A 17,504-nucleotide genomic window follows, 5' to 3' on the forward strand; every position below is an offset into this window, starting at 1 on the left:
CCATCCCGATGCTGTCATCGCAGCCGCAGGCATTCGCACCTGCCCGTTCCCTGTCCGCACGCCCCTCGGCCATCGCCAGTGCCCTGGCCCTCGCCGGTGTCGCCCCAATGAGCCAGGCCGCCTTCTTCGAAGACAGCACGGCGACCTTCGAAACCCGCAACATGTACTTCAACCGCGACTTCCGCGACGGCACCAGCGCGCAGCAATCCAAGCGCGACGAATGGGCCCAGGGTTTCATGCTCAACTTCGAGTCCGGCTATACCGAAGGCCCGGTCGGTTTCGGCCTGGATGCGCTGGGGATGATGGGCATCAAGCTCGACTCCAGCCCCGACCGCACCGACACCGGCCTGCTGCCGACCCACGACGACGGCAAGGCCGCCGACGAATACTCCAAGCTCGGCCTGACCGGCAAGGTGAAGGTGTCCAAGACCGAACTGAAGATCGGCACCCTGATCCCTGAACTGCCGACCCTGCAGCCCAACGACGGCCGCATCCTGCCGCAAACCTTCGAAGGTGGCCTGCTCACCTCCCAGGAAATCAAGGGCCTGACCTTCACCGGCGGGCGCCTGGACAAGGCCAAGGACCGCAACGACACCAACTGGGAAGACCTGGCGCTCAACAACAAGAACGGGCGCTTCGGTGGCACCTTCACGGCCGACAACCTCGACCTGGCCGGCCTGGACTACACGTTCACCGACCGCATCACCGGCAGCTACCACTTCGCCCAGCTCGACGACATCTACCGCCAGCACTTCATCGGCCTGCTCGCCACCCAGCCCTGGGGCCCGGGCACCTTCGGCGCCGACCTGCGCCTGGCGCTGAGCGACGACGCCGGCGCCGCCAAGGCCGGGCGCATCGACAACACCACCTTCAACGGCATGCTCAGCTACAGCCTGGGCGGGCACAAGGTCAGCGCCGCCTGGCAGCAGCTGTCGGGCGACAGCGCCTTCCCCTACGTCGACGGTGCCGACCCCTACCTGGTCAACTTCGTCCAGATCAACGACTTCGCCGGCGCCGACGAGCGCTCCTGGCAGGCGCGCTACGACTACAACTTCGCCGCCCTGGGCATCCCCGGCCTGACCTTCATGACCCGCTACCTCAGCGGTGACAACGTCAGCCGCGCCGCCGGTGGCGAGGGCAAGGAGTGGGAGCGCAACACCGAGTTCAAGTACGTGGTACAAAGCGGCCCGTTGAAAGACGTCGCCGTGCGCCTGCGCAACGCCACCTTCCGTTCCAACTTCGCCCGCGATGCCGACGAAGTGCGGCTGTTGGTGAGCTACAGCGTGGCCCTTTGGTAAGCCAGTAGCGGTAACCCATAACAACAATGCTCACGGAGATAGACGATGACCTTTTCACTGCGCCACCTCGTTCTGGCTACCGGTTGCCTGCTGTTGGCCGGCAATGCCCTGGCCGCTGAACCGAAACGCCCCGAATGCATCGCCCCGGCCTCGCCCGGCGGCGGTTTCGACCTGACTTGCAAGCTGGTGCAGAGCGCCCTGGTGCAGGAAAAGATCCTCAGCAAGCCGATGCGCGTGACCTACATGCCAGGCGGTGTCGGCGCCGTGGCCTACAACGCCGTGGTCGCCCAGCGCCCGGCCGATGCCGGCACCCTGGTGGCCTGGTCCAGCGGCTCGCTGCTGAACCTGGCCCAGGGCAAGTTCGGCCGCTTCGATGAGAACGCGGTGAAGTGGCTGGCAGCGGTGGGCACCAGCTACGGCGCCATCGCGGTGAAAAGCGATTCGCCCTACAAAACCCTCGACGACCTGGTCGCGGCGCTGAAGAAGGACCCGAGCAAGGTGGTGATCGGCTCCGGCGGCACCGTCGGCAGCCAGGACTGGATGCAGACCGCACTGATCGCCAAGGCCGCCGGCATCAACCCGCGCGACCTGCGCTACGTGGCCCTGGAAGGCGGCGGCGAAATTGCCACCGCGCTGCTCGGTGGCCACATCCAGGTAGGCTCCACCGACATTTCCGACTCCATGCCGCATATCCAGAGCGGCAACATGCGCATCCTCGCGGTGTTCTCGGAAAACCGCCTGGACGAGCCGGAAATGAAGAACATCCCCACCGCCAAGGAGCAGGGCTACGACATCGTCTGGCCGGTGGTGCGCGGCTTCTACCTGGGGCCGAAGGTCAGCGACGAAGACTACGCCTGGTGGAAGCAGTCGTTCGACAAGATGCTCGCCTCCGAGGACTTCGCCCAGCTGCGTGACCAGCGCGAGCTGTTCCCGTTCGCCATGACCGGTGAAGAGCTGGACGGCTATGTGAAGAAGCAGGTGGCCGACTACAAGGCGCTGGCCAAGGAATTCGGCCTGATCCAGTAAGCCCGGATGGCCGGTACTGGCCTCATCGCTGGCAAGCCAGCTCCCACAGCTACAGCCGTGCTCCCTCTGTGGGAGCCGGCTTGCCGGCGATGAGGCCAGCACTGCCTCTACCTGCCCCCACGAGGATTCCCCGATGATCCTGCAACGTATCTTCGCCCTGGCCCTGCTGGCGGTCTGCGCCGCGCTGGCCGTGATGGCCTGGCCCTACCAGGCCGCGTTTTCCTATGAACCGGTGGGCCCGCGCGCCTACCCGCTGCTGATGCTCGGCCTGATGGGCCTGGGCCTGCTGTACCTGGCCATCCGCCCGACGCCGATCGTGCGCAAGGACGACGAGCCGGCGCTGGACCGCGAAACCCTGACCAAGATCGGTTTCTGCGTCGGCCTGCTGATCGTCTTCGCCGCCACCTTCGAAGCCCTGGGCTTCATCCTCAGCGCCATCCTGGTCGGCATCCCCATGGCCCGCCTGTACGGCGGCCGCTGGCTGCACAGCGCCATCGTGGTGGTGGGCATGAGCCTGTTCCTCTACTGGCTGTTCGACCGCGTGATGGATGTGCCCCTGCCCCTTGGCCTGCTGAGCGTACTGGAGAACTGACACATGGATACCTTGAGCTACCTGGGCCAGGGCTTCGGCGTCGCCCTGAGCCCGTACAACCTGGTCACCGCCCTGTCGGGCACGCTGATCGGCACCGTGGTCGGCCTGCTGCCGGGCCTGGGCCCGATCAACGGCGTGGCCTTGCTGATCCCGATCGCCTTCGCCCTCGGCCTGCCGCCCGAATCGGCGCTGATCCTGCTGGCTGCGGTGTACCTGGGTTGTGAGTACGGCGGGCGGATCAGTTCGATCCTGCTGAACATCCCCGGCGAAGCCTCGACCGTGATGACCACCCTCGACGGCTACCCGATGGCGCGCAACGGCCTGGCCGGCGTGGCCCTGTCGCTGTCGGCGTGGAGTTCGTTCATCGGCGCCTTCATCGCCACCTGCGGCATGGTGCTGTTCGCCCCGCTGCTGGCGAAATGGGCGATCGCCTTCGGCCCGGCGGAGTACTTCGTGCTGATGGTGTTCGCCATCGTCGCGCTCGGCGGCATGGCCGGCGACAAGCCGCTGAAGACCTTCATTGCCGCCCTGATCGGCCTGTTCCTCTCGGCGGTCGGCATCGATGCCAACAGCGGCGTGTACCGCTTCACCGGTGACAGCGTGCACCTGGCCGATGGCATCCAGTTCGTGGTGCTGGTACTGGGCCTGTTCTCCATCAGCGAAATCCTCCTGCTGCTGGAGAAGACCCACCATGGCCACCAGGCGGTCAAGGCCACCGGGCGCATGCTGTTCAACTTCAAGGAAGCGGCCTCGGTGTTCGTGGTCAACCTGCGCTGCGGCCTGCTCGGCTTCATCATGGGCGTGCTGCCGGGGGCCGGCGCTACCCTGGCCAGTGCCGTTGCCTACATGACCGAGAAACGCATCGCCGGCGAAAGCGGCAAGTTCGGCAAGGGCGACGCCCGCGGCCTGGCCGCGCCGGAAACCGCCATCGGTGCCTCCTGCTGCGGCGCCCTGGTGCCGATGCTGACCCTGGGCGTACCAGGCTCGGGCACCACGGCGGTGATGATCGGCGCGCTGACCCTGTACAACATCACCCCCGGCCCGCTGCTGTTCGAACAGCAGCCGGACATCGTCTGGGGCCTGATCGCTTCGCTGTTCATCGCCAACATCATGCTGGTGATCCTGAACATCCCGATGATCCGCATCTTCACCCGCATCCTGGCCGTGCCGAACTGGGCCCTGGTGCCGGTGATCGCGATCATCACCGCGATCGGTGTGTACGCCGTGCATGCCACCACCTTCGACCTGTTCCTGATGGTCGGCATCGGCATCATGGGCTACATCCTGCGCAAGCTGGACTTCCCCCTGTCGCCGATCCTGCTCGGCTTCATCCTCGGCGGGCTGATGGAGCAGAACCTGCGCCGGGCGCTGTCGATCTCCAACGGCGAGCTGGGCATCCTCTGGTCGAGCCCGATCAGCATGGGCGTGTGGGTGCTGGTGGTGTGCATGCTTGGCCTGCCGCTGCTGCGCATCTGGCGCAAACGCAGCCTGCAGCGCCGGGCCATGGCCGATGCCTGATCGGTCGCTGCCGCTGTTCGTTGCGACCGGGCTGGTCGGCCTTGCGGGCGGGTATCTCGCCAGCAAGGTCGGCTGGCCTTTGCCGTGGATGGTCGGCTCGTTGCTGGCGATCATCCTGGTGCGCTGCCTGACGCCCTGGCAGTTGTCGGAAATCCCCCATGGCCGCAAATGCGGCCAGTGCATCATCGGCCTGGGCATTGGCCTGCACTTCACCCCGGCGGTGATCGAGCAGGTGGCCAGCCATTTCCTGCTGATCTTCTTTGCCGCGCTGTTCACCACGGTGTCCAGCGGGGTTGGCGTGTGGCTGCTGCGGCGCACCGGTGAAGACCGCGCCACGGCGTTTTTCGCCAGCATGCCTGGCGGGTCGGGGGAGATGGTCAACCTGGGCGCGCGCAACGGCGCGGTGCTCAGCCAGGTGGCGGCGGCGCAGAGCTTGCGCGTGCTGGCGGTGGTGCTGTGCGTGCCGGCGCTGTTCAAGTTGCTGATTGGGGATGGCGTGGCGCTCAATCACGCCGGCAGTGTCAGCTGGGGCTGGCTGGCGTTGATCGTGCCACTGGGGGTGGCGGTCGGTTTCCTCTGGCAGCGCCTGCGCCAGCCCAACCCCTGGCTGTTCGGGCCGTTGCTGGTGGCGGCGACGCTGAGCCTGGCGGCCAACCTGCAGATTGCCCTGCCCAATGGCGCCAGCCAGGTCGGCCAATGGCTGATCGGCAGCGGCCTGGCCTGCCACTTCAACCGCGCGTTCTTCCGCCGGGCGCCGTCGTTTCTGGGGCGCACACTGGTGGCCACGGGGTTGTGCATGCTGATTGCCGGCGCTGCGGCCTGGGGTTTGAGCCTGATGACGGCGCTGGACTTGCGCTCGCTGACCTTGGGCATGATGCCCGGGGGGATTGCCGAAATGAGCCTGACGGCGGAGACCTTGCAGTTGTCGGTGCCACTGGTGACGGCGCTGCAGGTGATGCGCTTGCTGTTCGTGCTGTTTCTGGCGGAGCCGTTGTTCAGGCTGTGGAATGCTGACCCGCAGTAGAAAGAAGCGCTTTCATCGCCGGCAAGCCGGCTCTCACATGACCTGTGGGAGCCGGCTTGCCGGCGATGGGCCCACCGCTACAGCGGCGGCAACACCCAGTTGATCGGCGCCAACCCACGCTGCTCGAGAAAACCATTGGTGCGGCTGAAGTGCCCACACCCCAGGAACCCGCGGTAAGCCGACAACGGCGACGGGTGCACCGATTTCAGCACCAGGTGCTTGGTGCCATCGATCAGCTTCTGCTTGCTCTGGGCATGGGCACCCCACAGCAGGAACACCACGTTCGGGCACTGCTCGCTGACCACCTGGATGACCCGGTCGGTAAAGAACTCCCAGCCTTTCTTGGCATGCGAAGCCGCATTGGCGCGCTCGACGGTCATGGTCGTGTTGAGCAGCAGCACCCCCTGCTCGGCCCAGCTCTGCAGGTAGCCGTGGCTGGCGATGGGGATGTTCAGGTCACGCTGCAGCTCTTTGTAGATGTTCACCAGCGACGGCGGCGTCGGCACGCCCGGCTGCACCGAAAAGCACAGGCCGTGGGCCTGGCCCGGGCCGTGGTACGGGTCCTGGCCGAGGATCACCACCTTCACCTGCTCCAGCGGCGTGGAGTTGAGCGCATTGAAGATCATCGGCCCCGGCGGGTAGATCTCCTTGCCGGCCGCATATTCCTGGCGCAGGAATTCGCGCAGCTGGTGCATGTAGGGCTGGTCGAACTCGGCGCGCAGTGCAGCCTTCCAACCGGGTTCGAGTTTGATGCGATCGTCGTCAGTCATGGGGCCATCCGTAAACAATGGGCGCGACACTAGGTAAGCCACCCGCCCTTGTCAATCGATCCGACCGCCGACCGGCATGATCGGCCACGCAGGCCATACTAGGGTGATGACCTGTGCGAGGTAGTCCATGTCCATTCATTGCGAGGTACTCACCGGCGTCGATGGCGCCCGCATCGGCGTTGCCACCCTGGATGCGCCCAAGGCGCTCAACGCCCTCAACCTGCCGATGATCGAAGTGCTCGGCGAACAGCTGCACGAATGGGCCCGCGACCCGGGCGTGGTCTGCGTGCTGCTGCGCGGCAACGGCGCCAAGGCGTTCTGCGCCGGGGGCGATGTGCGGGCGCTGGCCCAGGCCTGCCGCGACCACCCAGGCAGCGTACCACCGCTGGCCGCCACCTTCTTTGCGGCCGAATATCGCCTCGACTACTTGCTGCACACCTACCCAAAGCCGCTGCTGTGCTGGGGCCACGGGCATGTGCTGGGTGGCGGCATGGGGCTGCTGCAGGGCGCCAACGTGCGGATCGTCACACCCAGCAGCCGCCTGGCGATGCCGGAGATCAGCATTGGCCTGTACCCCGATGTCGGTGCGAGCTGGTTCCTCGCCCGGCTGCCGGGCAAGCTGGGGCTGTTCCTGGGCCTGACCGGCGCACCAATGAATGCGCGCGATGCCCTAGACCTGGGCCTTGCCGACCGCTTCTTCGGTGAGCACCAGCAGGAGGAATTGATCGATGAGCTGCTGCAGCTGAACTGGCAGGAACAGACCGAGCTGCAGCTCAACAGCCTGCTCAAGGCCGAGCAGCACCGCGCCTGCGAGCAACTGCCCCAGGCGCAATGGCTGCCCCGGCGCCAGGTGATCGACCAATTGCTCGATGTCGCCGACCCCGCCGCTGCATGGCATGCCCTGCAAGGCCTGAAGCACCACAGCGACCCGCTGCTGGCCGAAGCGGGTAACCGCCTGCACGAGGGTTGCCCGCTGACTGCGCACCTGGTGTGGGAGCAGATCCGCCGGGCCCGGCACCTGTCGCTGGCGCAGGTGTTCCAGATGGAGTACGGCATGAGCCTCAATTGCTGCCGTCATCCGGAATTCAGCGAGGGCGTGCGCGCGCGCCTGCTGGACAAGGACAACCAGCCCCGCTGGCACTGGCCGGATGTGGCGCAGGTGCCGGCGGCGGTGGTCGAGGCGCACTTCGTGAAGGTGTGGGAGGGGCGCCATCCATTGGCTGACCTGGCCTGATGGGGCTGCCCCGCGAATGGGCCGCAGCGCGGCCCCTGTGTGCATTATCTCTGCCAGTTGCGCCCACCATCGGGCTGATGATCACGATTGCCCCAGCCGTTGGAGTGCGAGTGGTCATTCTGATAACGCTGGCTACCATTTCGGTAGTCGTTGCGATCACGATCCCGGCCATAGTCATCCCGCTGGCGATTGCCATAGTCATAGCGCGGGTTGCCATGCCACTGGTTCATGCCCGGCTGCGGATAGGGCCGGTATTGCGGCACCGGCGCCGGGTGGTAGTAACGCGGCGCGGGCTGGTAGTAGTAGCGCGGCTGCGGCGCTACATAGTAGCGGTCATACCGGTAGTAGCCCGGCACCACATAGCGATCGGTGGTGTAGTAATCCGAACGGTAATAGCTGCCACTCCCGTAATAGGGCGCACAGGCGCTGGTCAAAAGGGCCAACACGGCAATCAGCAATATTCGATAGGACATGGCGGCCTCCTGGACCGCAGGGGTGCCCGAACAGCGGCGCTGGCGAGCGTCGATCGAAAAGCGTTCATCGACATTGAATAAGACCGTTGCGCCAAGGTGCAGTGCCATTTCTGCAACAATTGGAAACAGCTCCGATAACCCCAAAAAAGCTGCAGTCTTTTTCCGGTCATATCACTAGAATGAGCGCCTCGGCACACATCACGGGACGATCATGCCTTCACGCACTGCCCTGTTCTCACAGCGCTCGCTGATTTTCGCCCTGCTGATGCTGCTGGCCTGCGGCTTTCTCGCCACTTCGCTGCTCAGCTACTTCGCCTCGCGCAGCGCGATCCGCGATGGCATCGTCAATACCGAGCTGCCGCTGACCTCAGACACGGTCTATTCGGAAATCCAGAAGGACCTGATCCGCCCGGTGCTGATCGCCTCGATGATGGCCCAGGACACTTTCCTGCGCGACTGGCTGCTGGCCGGCGAGCAAGACCCGCTGCGCATCACCCGCTACCTGGGCGAGGTGATGGCCAAGCAGGCCACGGTCACCTCGTTCGTCGTCTCCAACCGCAGCCTCACCTACTACCAGGCCAAGGGCGTGCTCAAGCGGGTCGAGCCCGGCACCTGGCGTGATGCCTGGTACTTTCGTTTGCGCGAACTCAACGCGCCCTATGAAATCAACGTCGACCTGGACATGGCCAACCAGGACAGCCTGACGGTGTTCATCAACTACCGGGTACTGGACTACCAGCACCGCTTCATCGGCGCGGCCGGGGTCGGCCTGAGCGTGGATGCGGTGGTCAAGCTGATCGACAACTACCAGCGGCGCTACCAGCGCTCGGTGTTCTTTACCGACGCCCAGGGCAAGGTCCTGCTCACCGGCTCCGATGGCGGGCCGCATGGCCTGCGGGTGGGCCAGGTGTTGCAGGGCAACGCCGACCTGGCCGAGCTGCTGGCAGAGCAAGCGGTGCCCGGCGAGGGCAGCCACGAATACCGCGACAGCACCGGCCACAGCCATTTCCTCAATGTGCGCCAGCTGCCGGAACTTGGCTGGTACCTGCTGGTGGACAAGCGCGAAACCGGCACCCTCGACCGCATCCGCCATTCGCTTTACCTGAACCTGGCCATCTGCGCCATGATCACCCTGGTGGTGCTGTCGTTGCTGCATGCCATGCTCAGGCGCCACCAGGCCAGCATCGAGGCCCTGGCCACCCTCGACAGCCTCACCGGCCTGCCCAACCGGCGCAGTTTCGACCTGCTGGCGGCGCAGGCGCTGCAACAGGCCCAGCGCGATTGTGCGCCACTGGTGGCATTGCTGATCGACCTGGACCACTTCAAGGTCCTCAACGACACCCACGGCCACCTGGCCGGCGACGAAGTGCTGCGCCAGTTCGCCAATGTGCTGCAGGGCAGCCTGCGCCAGTCGGATATACTGTGCCGCTGGGGCGGCGAGGAATTCATCGTACTGCTGCGCGAAACCCAGGGCCGGCAAGCCATCGACGTTGCGCAAAAGATCCGCCGGCGCACCGAGCAGTTGACCTTCAGCTACGACGACCAACCCCTGCGCCTGACCACCAGCATCGGCCTGAGCAGCCTGCAGCCAGGCGACACCCTGCATGCCCTGCTCAGCCGCGCCGACCGTGCGCTTTATCGTGCCAAGCAGGCCGGCCGCAACCGCGTCTGCAGTGAAACTCCCGGAACCGAGCATGAATGACCCCCAGCATTGCCCCGCCTGCGGCGCCCTCAACCAGTGCGCCCTGGCCGACCCGCGCAGCGCCACGCAAGCCTGCTGGTGCTATGCCGTGACCATCGACCCTGCGGTGCTCCAGGCCCTGCCCGCCGAGCTGCGGAACAAGGCCTGCCTGTGCCCGCGCTGCGCCCAGGTGCTGGAGCAACTGGCGGAACAAGGCAAGCAGACGACCAAGCCCGCCCCGATCAACCCGGAAAACCGCTAGACTGCGCGCCCACCCACACCCCTGCCCTGCCGCCATGCGCCTCGACCGCTTCCTCGCCAACCTGCCCTGCTACAACCGCCAGCAAGTGCGCCTGCTGCTGGTGCAGCGCCGTGTGCGCGTGGATGCCGAGGTGGTCACCGACCCGCAGGCCGACGTGCGCGAGTTCAGCCGCGTCGAAGTGGACGACCAGCTGCTGCAGGCTGGCCGCCCGGCGCGCTACCTGATGCTGCACAAGCCAGCGGGGTGCGTGAGCGCCACCCAGGACCCGCAACACCGCACCGTGCTGGACTTGCTGCCCGCCGAGCTGCGCGGCGACCTGCACATTGCCGGGCGCCTGGACTTCAACACCACCGGCCTGCTGATCCTGACCAACGATGGCCAATGGTCACGGCGCCTGACCCAGCCCGCCACCAAGCTGCCCAAGCATTACCTGGTCGAGACCGAGGACGAAATCGGCGCGCATTACGTCGACAAATTCCGCCAGGGCTTCTACTTCGCCTTCGAAGACCTCACCACCCAACCCGCCCAGCTCGACATCCTCGGCCCGCGCCAGGCGCGGCTGGCGATCGTCGAGGGGCGATATCACCAGGTCAAGCGCATGTTCGGGCACTTCGACAACAAGGTGGTGGGGCTGCATCGGGAAAGCATGGGGGCGATCCGGCTGGATCCGCAGTTGGCGCCGGGGGCGTTCAGGGCGCTGACGTGCGAGGAAATCGCCACGGTCTAGGTTGCCTGCTGCGGCCCCATCGCCGGCAAGCCGGCTCCCACAGGTATGCCACCAGCCCGAGGCATCGTGGGCTTTTGTGGGAGCCGGCTTGCCGGCGATAGGGCCGCAACAGACGGCCCGCGCTCGCCATACGACCGCCCAGCGGCAAAAGTCACATATTTGCGCAAACGGCACTTGCGAGAACCGCAACCCACTGCTTGAATCCTAACTCGTCAGTCTGCCCGTGACCAACCAGTCACAACCGCAGTCGAAGACACCTTTTCGCCGGCTACCCAAGGCCTAGATGCCTTGGGGCACGGTGAATTGCCCGCCTAAAACAATACCGTCGACACGTGTACGAAGGATCGACACAGGGCCCCGGTTTTATCTTCAGGCAAATGCCTACCTGTCATAAAGAACGTGCACCCTAGGTGACGCGAATACCCTTTTTGCGCCAGGAGTCGATGACATGAGGCCAGAAATCGCTGTACTTGATATCCAAGGTCAGTATCGGGTTTACACGGAGTTCCATCGCGCGGATGCGGCTGAAAAAACGATCATCCTGATCAACGGCTCGCTGGCCACCACGGCCTCGTTCGCCCAGACGGTGCGCAACCTGCACCCGCAATTCAACGTCGTGCTCTACGACCAGCCCTACGCCGGCAAGTCCAAGCCGCACAACCGCCAGGAACGCCTGATCAGCAAGGAGACCGAGGCGCACATCCTGCTGGAGCTGATCGAGCACTTCCAGGCCGACCACGTGATGTCGTTCTCCTGGGGCGGGGCCTGCACCCTGCTGGCGCTGGCGCACCAGCCGCGGCAGGTGAAGAAGGCCGTGGTCAGTTCGTTCTCGCCGGTCATCAACGCACCGATGCGCGACTACCTCGACCGGGGCTGCCAATACCTGGCCGCCTGCGATCGCTACCAGGTCGGCAACCTGGTCAACGACACCATCGGCAAGCACCTGCCCTCGCTGTTCAAACGCTTCAACTACCGCCACGTCAGCGGGCTGGACAGCCACGAATACGCGCAGATGCACTTCCACATCAACCAGGTGCTCGAGCATGACCTGGAGCGTGCATTGAACGGCGCGCGCAACATCGACATCCCGGTGCTGTTCATCAATGGCGACCGTGACGAGTACACCACCGCCGAAGACGCCCGCCAGTTCGGCCGGCATGTGGACCAGAGCCACTTCACGGTGATCCGCGATGCCGGGCACTTCCTCGACATGGAGAACAAGGCCGCCTGCGAAGACACCCGCAGCGCCCTGCTCGGCTTCCTCAAGCCGACCATGCGCGAAACCCGCGCGCGCAACCCATACGCCTCACAAGGGCAGCATGCATGGGCCATCTGAGTGAATCGGCGCCCCGTGGCCACCACCCGCAGGCTGTGGGCGCCGTCAATTTTTATAACTTGGGCTTCTAATTCGCTGAAGGTTCTGGTAAAAAGTCGAGCGCAGATGCGGGTATAGTTTAATGGTAGAACAGTAGCTTCCCAAGCTTCCGACGAGGGTTCGATTCCCTCTACCCGCTCCACACCGCATTCCCGCATGGCGTTCCAGCAACGTCATCGCTGTCAAAAGGAGCCTTGGCTCCTTTTTTCGTTTCTGCCCGCCTGCCACTTGCCAGCAGCCCGTCTTGTAGCGCATATGCTCTGTGCATTAGCGAAACATTTCGAAAGGACTGCGCATGTTTCTGTCACGCTGGCTTCCCGGCCTTGCCAACCTCCTGCACTACCGCCGCGAGTGGTTCCATGCCGACCTGCAGGCCGGCTTGTCGGTGGCCGCCATCCAGATCCCGATTGCCATCGCCTACGCCCAGATCGTCGGCCTGCCGCCGCAGTACGGCCTGTACGCCTGCGTGCTGCCGATGATGATCTACGCCCTGGTGGGCAGTTCACGGCAACTGATGGTCGGCCCGGACGCCGCCACCTGCGCGATGATCGCCGGTGCCGTGGCGCCGCTGGCCATGGGTGACCCGCAGCGCACCGCCGAGCTTGCGGTGATCGTCACCGTGCTGGTGGGGGTGATGCTGATTGGTGCCGGGCTGGCCCGGGCCGGCTTCATCGCCAGCTTCTTCTCGCGGCCGATCCTGATCGGCTACCTCAACGGCATCGGCCTGAGCCTGATCGCCGGGCAGCTGTCCAAGGTGGTGGGGTTCAAGATCGAGGGTGACGGCTTCGTCCTCAGCCTGATCAACTTCATGCAGCGCCTGGGGGAAATCCACTGGCTGACCCTGGCCATCGGCGTGGCCGGGCTGGCCCTGTTGATCTGGCTGCCGCGGCGCTACCCGCGCCTGCCCGCCGCTTTGGTCACCGTGGCGGTGTTCACCGCGCTGGCAGGCCTGCTCGGGCTGGACCGCCTCGGCGTTGCCATCCTCGGCCCGGTGCCGGCCGGCATCCCGCAACTGGCCTGGCCGCAGAGCAACCTGGCAGAAACCAAGAGCCTGCTGCGCGATGCCCTGGGTATCGCCACTGTCAGCTTCTGCAGCGCCATGCTCACGGCGCGCAGCTTCGCCGCCCGGCACGGCTACGCGATCAATGCCAACCACGAATTCGTCGCCCTCGGCGTGAGCAACCTGGCGGCGGGTATTTCCCAGGGGTTTGCCATCAGCGGCGCCGACTCGCGCACGGCGGTCAACGACATGGTCGGTGGCAAGAGCCAGCTGGTGGGCATCATCGCCGCACTGGTGATCGCGCTGATCCTGCTGTTCTTCACCGCGCCCATGGCGTGGATCCCCCAGGCCGCGCTGGGCGCGGTACTGCTGATGGCTGGCTGGGGGCTGATCGACATCAAGTCGCTGGGGCGCATCCGCCGCCTGAGCCGTTTCGAGTTCTGGCTGTGCCTGCTGACCACGGCCGGCGTGCTCGGCCTGGGCGTGTTGCCGGGGATCGTGTTTGCCGTGACCCTGGCCATCCTGCGCTTGCTCTACAGCATCTACCAACCCACCGACGCGGTACTCGGCTGGCTGCCTGGCACCGAGGGCCAGGTGGACATTCGTAAGCACAAGGAGGCGCGCACGGTACCGGGCCTGGTGGTGTATCGCTTCGATGACGCGATCCTGTTCTTCAATGCCGACTACTTCAAGATGCGCCTGCTCGAAGCCGTGCAGAGCCAGGCCGAGCCCAAGGCGGTGCTGTTCGATGCCGAGGCCGTGAGCAGCATCGACGTCAGCGGCATTGCCGCCTTGCGCGAGGTGCGCGACACCCTGGCGGCGCAAGGGATCTTCTTCGCCATCGCCCGCGCCCGCGGCACCTTCCTGCGCATGCTGGTGCGCTCGGGGATGGCCCGGGAGATGGAGGAAAAACTGCTGTTCGGCTCGGTACGGGCGGGGATTCGGGCGTATCGGGTATGGCGCAACAGGAGCCGCCAGGCGCCAGTGGCCAATCAAAAGCCACTGGCAAGCCCCGAGGGTCAATAACCCAAGGTTTTCAGCAATTCGGATTCGGATCGCTTGACTGTTCGCTGCTGGAAGCGCAGTAGCTCTCCAGGCCGATTGGTGAAGATCCCGTCGACACCGGCCTTCATGGCTTTCTGGAAATCGACCCGGTCATCGAGGGTGTAGACGTGAACCAACAGGCCGCGCTCGTGGGTGGCCTGGTTCATCCAAGGCTGGATCAGGTCGCTGTAACTCTGCTCGCCCAGATGCGTACGGGTGGCCGAGGGGCCGGTGCCAATGGCGCCGCCCTGCTTTGCATGGTCGAGCCAGCGCAGGAACGCCGCCTTGTCCTTGGGCTGCTGACGTGCATAGAAGGTGGCTTTGTCCTGCTTGCCCGACGGGTCGTAAGTTTGCCCGGATGCCGATGGGATACCTCGGTTGCCCAGCCACAGGAGGAGGATCTTCGGCACCTGGGGCATCGCTTCATTCAGCAGCTTCAGGCTGTTGCGGTCGAAGGTCTGCAGTACCACTCGCCCTGGCCGATCGAGCCAGCCGCGGGCTTGGAGACGTGCCTTCAGGTCCTTCTCGATGCCGGGGAACTGGCCAGGTACCTTGGTCTCGATATACAGCCCTGGGTGGCGGTCATGGCTGCCTTCGGCGATATCGATGACTTCATCCAGCGTCAATACCGACAAATGCTTGAACGATGGCCGGGCACGTTCGGGATAAGCCCGGTTGAACCAGCTGCCGACATCCAGCGACTTCAGCTCGGCGAGGGTGAAAGCGCTCACTGGGCTCTTGCTGCGCTCGGGGAATCGTTCGGCGACATTGCTGGTGCGCGACAGCTCATCATCATGGACTACCACCAACACACCATCGCGGGTGCGCTGCAGATCCACTTCCAGATAATCGGCGCCCAGTTGGCGGGCCAGCAGATAGGCGGGTTTGGTGGATTCGGGAGCATCGTAGGAAGCGCCGCGGTGGGCGATCACGGCCGGGTAAGCAATACCTTGGGCGGCAGCCAAGGCCTGGCCGTCGCTGGCCGAAGCCAGTGAAGCAGAAAACAGCGTACCCATGGCCAAGGTACGCAGCAGCGGGTTGTGCATGGGGACATCCTCTTTCATCCTGCAGTAAATGCAGCGCAAGGCGGCAATGTAAGCAGCAACCCTCGCACCCCTTGCATGACATGCTACAGTCCCCGCCGTTTCCCGCACCACCGAACGGACCGCACATGCCAGCTCTCGACGCCCGCCTCGCCTCTTGGCCAGACCTCAACCAACGCCACCCCTGCAGTGCACTGCTGCTGGGCAACGGCGCCAGCCGGGCGCTGTGGAAGCCTTTCGGCTACTTCTCGCTGTTCGAAGAAGCCCAGCGTGCCGGGCGCAAGAAAGGCCTGGCGATCAGCGACCAGGCCTTGTTCAAGTCGCTGGGCACCGAGCTGTTCGAGCCGGTACTGAGCACGCTCAACCACACCGTGCGCGCCAACGCCGCCCTGGCCATCAACTCGACCGCGCCGCTGAACCGCTACTACTCGATCAAGGAAGGCCTGATCCACGCCGTGCGCACCGTGCACCTGCCCTGGCCACTGATGCCGGCGGCCACCCTGGCCTCGATCAACCAGGCCCTGCGCAGCTACCGCAGTGTCTACACCAGCAACTACGACCTGCTGCTGCCCTGGGCCATGCAGCATGCCCCGCAAGGCTTCGCCAAACTGTTCGACGAGCAGGGCTTCTTCGACGTGCGCCGCACCCACAGCGAAGGCACCCGGGTCATGCACCTGCATGGCGGCCTGCACCTGCTCAAGCTGCCCGATGGCACTACCCGCCAACGCAGCGCCGAGAGTGCAGAGCTGCTCGATGGTTTTGCCGTGAACATTCCCGGTGAAGTGCCTTTGTTCATCAACGAAGACCGCAGCGAAGAGAAGCTGCGGGCGATTCGCAGCTCGGATTACCTGGCTTGGTGCCTGGGTCAGCTGGCGCAGGAGAACAACGGGCTTTGCCTGTTCGGCCAGCATCTGGATGCCAGTGACCAGCACCTGCTCGAGGCCATTCGCCAGGCGCGGCCGGCGCATCTGTCGATTGCCATACGGCCGTTGGGCGAGGCTTCGGTGGTCAATCAGAAGCGGCATTTCGTCGAGCGGTTCGCTGATCTGACGGCATCCGAGCTGCATTTCTTCGACTCGAGTAGTCATCCGCTAGGCTTGGTGGCGGTTACCATCGACACGGCAAAGGGCAGGCCTTGAGTCATGCAGCGTTGTTGAAATCGAGCGCCATCCACCCTGGGCTCGATTTCAACAGCCCGGCCACACTCAAGCAGGAATCAACCCATCCCCCCGCAACAACGTCTCCAGGCAATGCTCCTGCACCCCGTAGAACGCCTTGAGCTGCGCGATCTTCTCCAGCAGCGCCCCCGGCGCCACCGGCTGCTTGCGCTTCACCGCAAGAATCATCTTGTTCTTGTTGGTGTGCTCCAGCGAGATGAACTCGAACACCTTGGTCTCGTAGCCGCAGGCTTCCAGGTACAGGGCACGCAAGCTGTCGGTCAGCATCTCGGCCTGCTGCCCCAGGTGCAGGCCGTATTGCAGCATCGGCTGCAGCAGCCCCGGGCTGTGCAGTTGCGGGCGGATCTGCTTGTGGCAGCACGGCGAGCACATGATGATCGCCGCGTTGCAGCGGATACCGGTGTGGATGGCGTAGTCGGTGGCGATGTCGCAGGCATGCAGGGCGATCATCACCTCGATGGCCTCGGGGACCACGCTGCGCACGTCGCCGCACTGGAATTCCAGGCCCGGGTGCTGCAGGCGCGCGGCGGCGGCGTTGCACAGGTCGACCATGTCCTGGCGCAGTTCCACACCGGTCACCTGTGCATCGCGGCCCAGGGTGTTGCGCAGGTAGTCATGCATGGCGAAGGTCAGGTAGCCCTTGCCCGAGCCGAAGTCGGCCACCCGCAGCGCCTGCTGCGCCGGCACCGGGGCATTGGCCAGGGCGTGGTCGAAGACTTCGATGAACTTGTTGATCTGCTTCCACTTGCGCGACATCGACGGGATCAGCGCGCCCTGTGCATCGGTCACGCCCAGGTCGCGCAGAAACGGCCGCGACAGCTCCAGGTAGCGTTTCTTCTCCCGATCATGGCCGGCATTGGCGCCAACCTCGCGGGGTGCCTGCGCGCCATGGCGCTGAAGCATCGGCTTGCCCTTCTTGCTGAAGGTCAGCTGCACTTCGCCATCGGCGTCGAACAGGTGGGCATTGCGAAAGCTCTCCGGCAGCAGCTCGGCGACCAGCGCCAAGGCCTGGTCCACCGGCAGGTTGCGGGTGATGTCGCGGGTCTGGTGGCGGTAGACCAGCGAAAGGTTGGCCTGCCCTTTCACCTGCAAGGGTTTGCCGATGATGCGCTGCAAGCTCTGGTCGGCGCCGACATGGCGCGCCAGCACCAGCTTGACCAGCGTATCGCCGTGCACAGCGGCACTGAGCAGGTCGAGGAACTGGGCGCGCGCATCCGGCGCGGGGGAAGCGGAAGGACTGGCGGACATGGAGAACGGGT

Annotated in this window: 16 protein-coding genes and 1 tRNA gene; 13 read left to right on the forward strand and 4 right to left on the reverse strand. The window is 65.0% G+C overall.

The window, feature by feature from the left end; genetic code table 11:
* The first annotated feature begins 8 nt into the window (after positions 1–8).
* From L6D75_RS05460 to L6D75_RS05480, 5 genes are all read left to right on the forward strand, one after another.
* Complete coding sequence (locus L6D75_RS05460) at positions 9–1,298, forward strand: OprD family porin (RefSeq protein WP_176511007.1); 1,290 nt, start codon at positions 9–11, stop codon at positions 1,296–1,298.
* A gap of 45 nt (positions 1,299–1,343) precedes the next feature.
* Entirely contained in the window at positions 1,344–2,324 is a 981-nt protein-coding gene (locus tag L6D75_RS05465; protein ID WP_176511006.1) for a Bug family tripartite tricarboxylate transporter substrate binding protein, read from the forward strand.
* Positions 2,325–2,457: 133 nt separating this feature from the next.
* On the forward strand, positions 2,458–2,916 hold the full coding sequence (locus L6D75_RS05470; RefSeq protein WP_176511005.1) for a tripartite tricarboxylate transporter TctB family protein: 459 nt from the start codon (positions 2,458–2,460) through the stop codon (positions 2,914–2,916).
* Positions 2,917–2,919: 3 nt separating this feature from the next.
* A complete protein-coding gene (locus L6D75_RS05475; RefSeq protein ID WP_176511004.1) occupies positions 2,920–4,434 on the forward strand; it encodes a tripartite tricarboxylate transporter permease in 1,515 nt (504 codons plus the stop codon).
* On the forward strand, positions 4,427–5,458 hold the full coding sequence (locus tag L6D75_RS05480; RefSeq protein WP_176511003.1) for an AbrB family transcriptional regulator: 1,032 nt from the start codon (positions 4,427–4,429) through the stop codon (positions 5,456–5,458). The genes L6D75_RS05475 and L6D75_RS05480 overlap by 8 nt, the downstream gene beginning before the upstream one ends.
* Before the next feature lie 77 nt (positions 5,459–5,535).
* Here L6D75_RS05480 and ung read toward each other — a convergent pair whose 3' ends face one another.
* On the reverse strand, positions 5,536–6,228 hold the full coding sequence (gene ung, locus L6D75_RS05485) for a uracil-DNA glycosylase (RefSeq protein WP_176511002.1): 693 nt from the start codon (positions 6,226–6,228) through the stop codon (positions 5,536–5,538).
* A 127-nt stretch (positions 6,229–6,355) separates the two neighbouring features.
* Here ung and L6D75_RS05490 point away from each other — a divergent pair, with 127 nt between their 5' ends.
* Positions 6,356–7,462, forward strand: coding sequence for an enoyl-CoA hydratase/isomerase family protein (locus L6D75_RS05490; protein ID WP_176511001.1), 1,107 nt, complete (start codon positions 6,356–6,358; stop codon positions 7,460–7,462).
* 44 nt (positions 7,463–7,506) lie between these two features.
* Here the strand turns inward: L6D75_RS05490 and L6D75_RS05495 are convergent, their stop codons facing one another.
* Positions 7,507–7,935, reverse strand: coding sequence for a hypothetical protein (locus L6D75_RS05495; protein ID WP_176511000.1), 429 nt, complete (start codon positions 7,933–7,935; stop codon positions 7,507–7,509).
* A 211-nt stretch (positions 7,936–8,146) separates the two neighbouring features.
* Between L6D75_RS05495 and L6D75_RS05500 the strand changes: the two genes are divergently transcribed.
* The 6 genes from L6D75_RS05500 to L6D75_RS05525 all read left to right on the forward strand — a co-directional run bounded on the left by L6D75_RS05500 (position 8,147) and on the right by L6D75_RS05525 (position 14,006).
* On the forward strand, positions 8,147–9,637 hold the full coding sequence (locus tag L6D75_RS05500) for a sensor domain-containing diguanylate cyclase (RefSeq protein ID WP_176510999.1): 1,491 nt from the start codon (positions 8,147–8,149) through the stop codon (positions 9,635–9,637).
* Positions 9,630–9,878, forward strand: a complete 249-nt coding sequence (locus tag L6D75_RS05505; protein ID WP_176510998.1) for a cysteine-rich CWC family protein — start codon at positions 9,630–9,632, stop codon at positions 9,876–9,878. Before L6D75_RS05500 ends, L6D75_RS05505 begins: the two co-directional genes overlap by 8 nt.
* A gap of 34 nt (positions 9,879–9,912) precedes the next feature.
* Positions 9,913–10,605, forward strand: coding sequence for a pseudouridine synthase (locus tag L6D75_RS05510; protein WP_176510997.1), 693 nt, complete (start codon positions 9,913–9,915; stop codon positions 10,603–10,605).
* A 448-nt stretch (positions 10,606–11,053) separates the two neighbouring features.
* Positions 11,054–11,941, forward strand: coding sequence for an alpha/beta fold hydrolase (locus L6D75_RS05515; RefSeq protein WP_176510996.1), 888 nt, complete (start codon positions 11,054–11,056; stop codon positions 11,939–11,941).
* Positions 11,942–12,048: 107 nt separating this feature from the next.
* Positions 12,049–12,122, forward strand: a tRNA-Gly gene (locus L6D75_RS05520).
* Positions 12,123–12,275: 153 nt separating this feature from the next.
* Positions 12,276–14,006 (forward strand): SulP family inorganic anion transporter, encoded by a 1,731-nt coding sequence (locus L6D75_RS05525; RefSeq protein WP_176510995.1) that lies wholly within the window; start codon positions 12,276–12,278, stop codon positions 14,004–14,006.
* Here L6D75_RS05525 and L6D75_RS05530 read toward each other — a convergent pair.
* On the reverse strand, positions 14,000–15,070 hold the full coding sequence (locus L6D75_RS05530; RefSeq protein WP_176510994.1) for a glycerophosphodiester phosphodiesterase: 1,071 nt from the start codon (positions 15,068–15,070) through the stop codon (positions 14,000–14,002). The two genes, L6D75_RS05525 and L6D75_RS05530, sit on opposite strands and share 7 nt — an antisense overlap.
* 125 nt (positions 15,071–15,195) lie before the next feature.
* Between L6D75_RS05530 and L6D75_RS05535 the strand changes: the two genes are divergently transcribed.
* On the forward strand, positions 15,196–16,206 hold the full coding sequence (locus tag L6D75_RS05535; protein WP_176510993.1) for a DUF4917 family protein: 1,011 nt from the start codon (positions 15,196–15,198) through the stop codon (positions 16,204–16,206).
* A gap of 66 nt (positions 16,207–16,272) precedes the next feature.
* On the opposite strand, the gene L6D75_RS05540 is transcribed toward L6D75_RS05535, so the two are convergent.
* Positions 16,273–17,493, reverse strand: coding sequence for a class I SAM-dependent methyltransferase (locus L6D75_RS05540; RefSeq protein WP_176510992.1), 1,221 nt, complete (start codon positions 17,491–17,493; stop codon positions 16,273–16,275).
* Positions 17,494–17,504 lie beyond the last annotated feature (11 nt).

This window comes from Pseudomonas faucium, assembly GCF_021602585.1.
In the GTDB taxonomy this organism is placed as follows: Bacteria; Pseudomonadota; Gammaproteobacteria; order Pseudomonadales; family Pseudomonadaceae; genus Aquipseudomonas; species Aquipseudomonas faucium.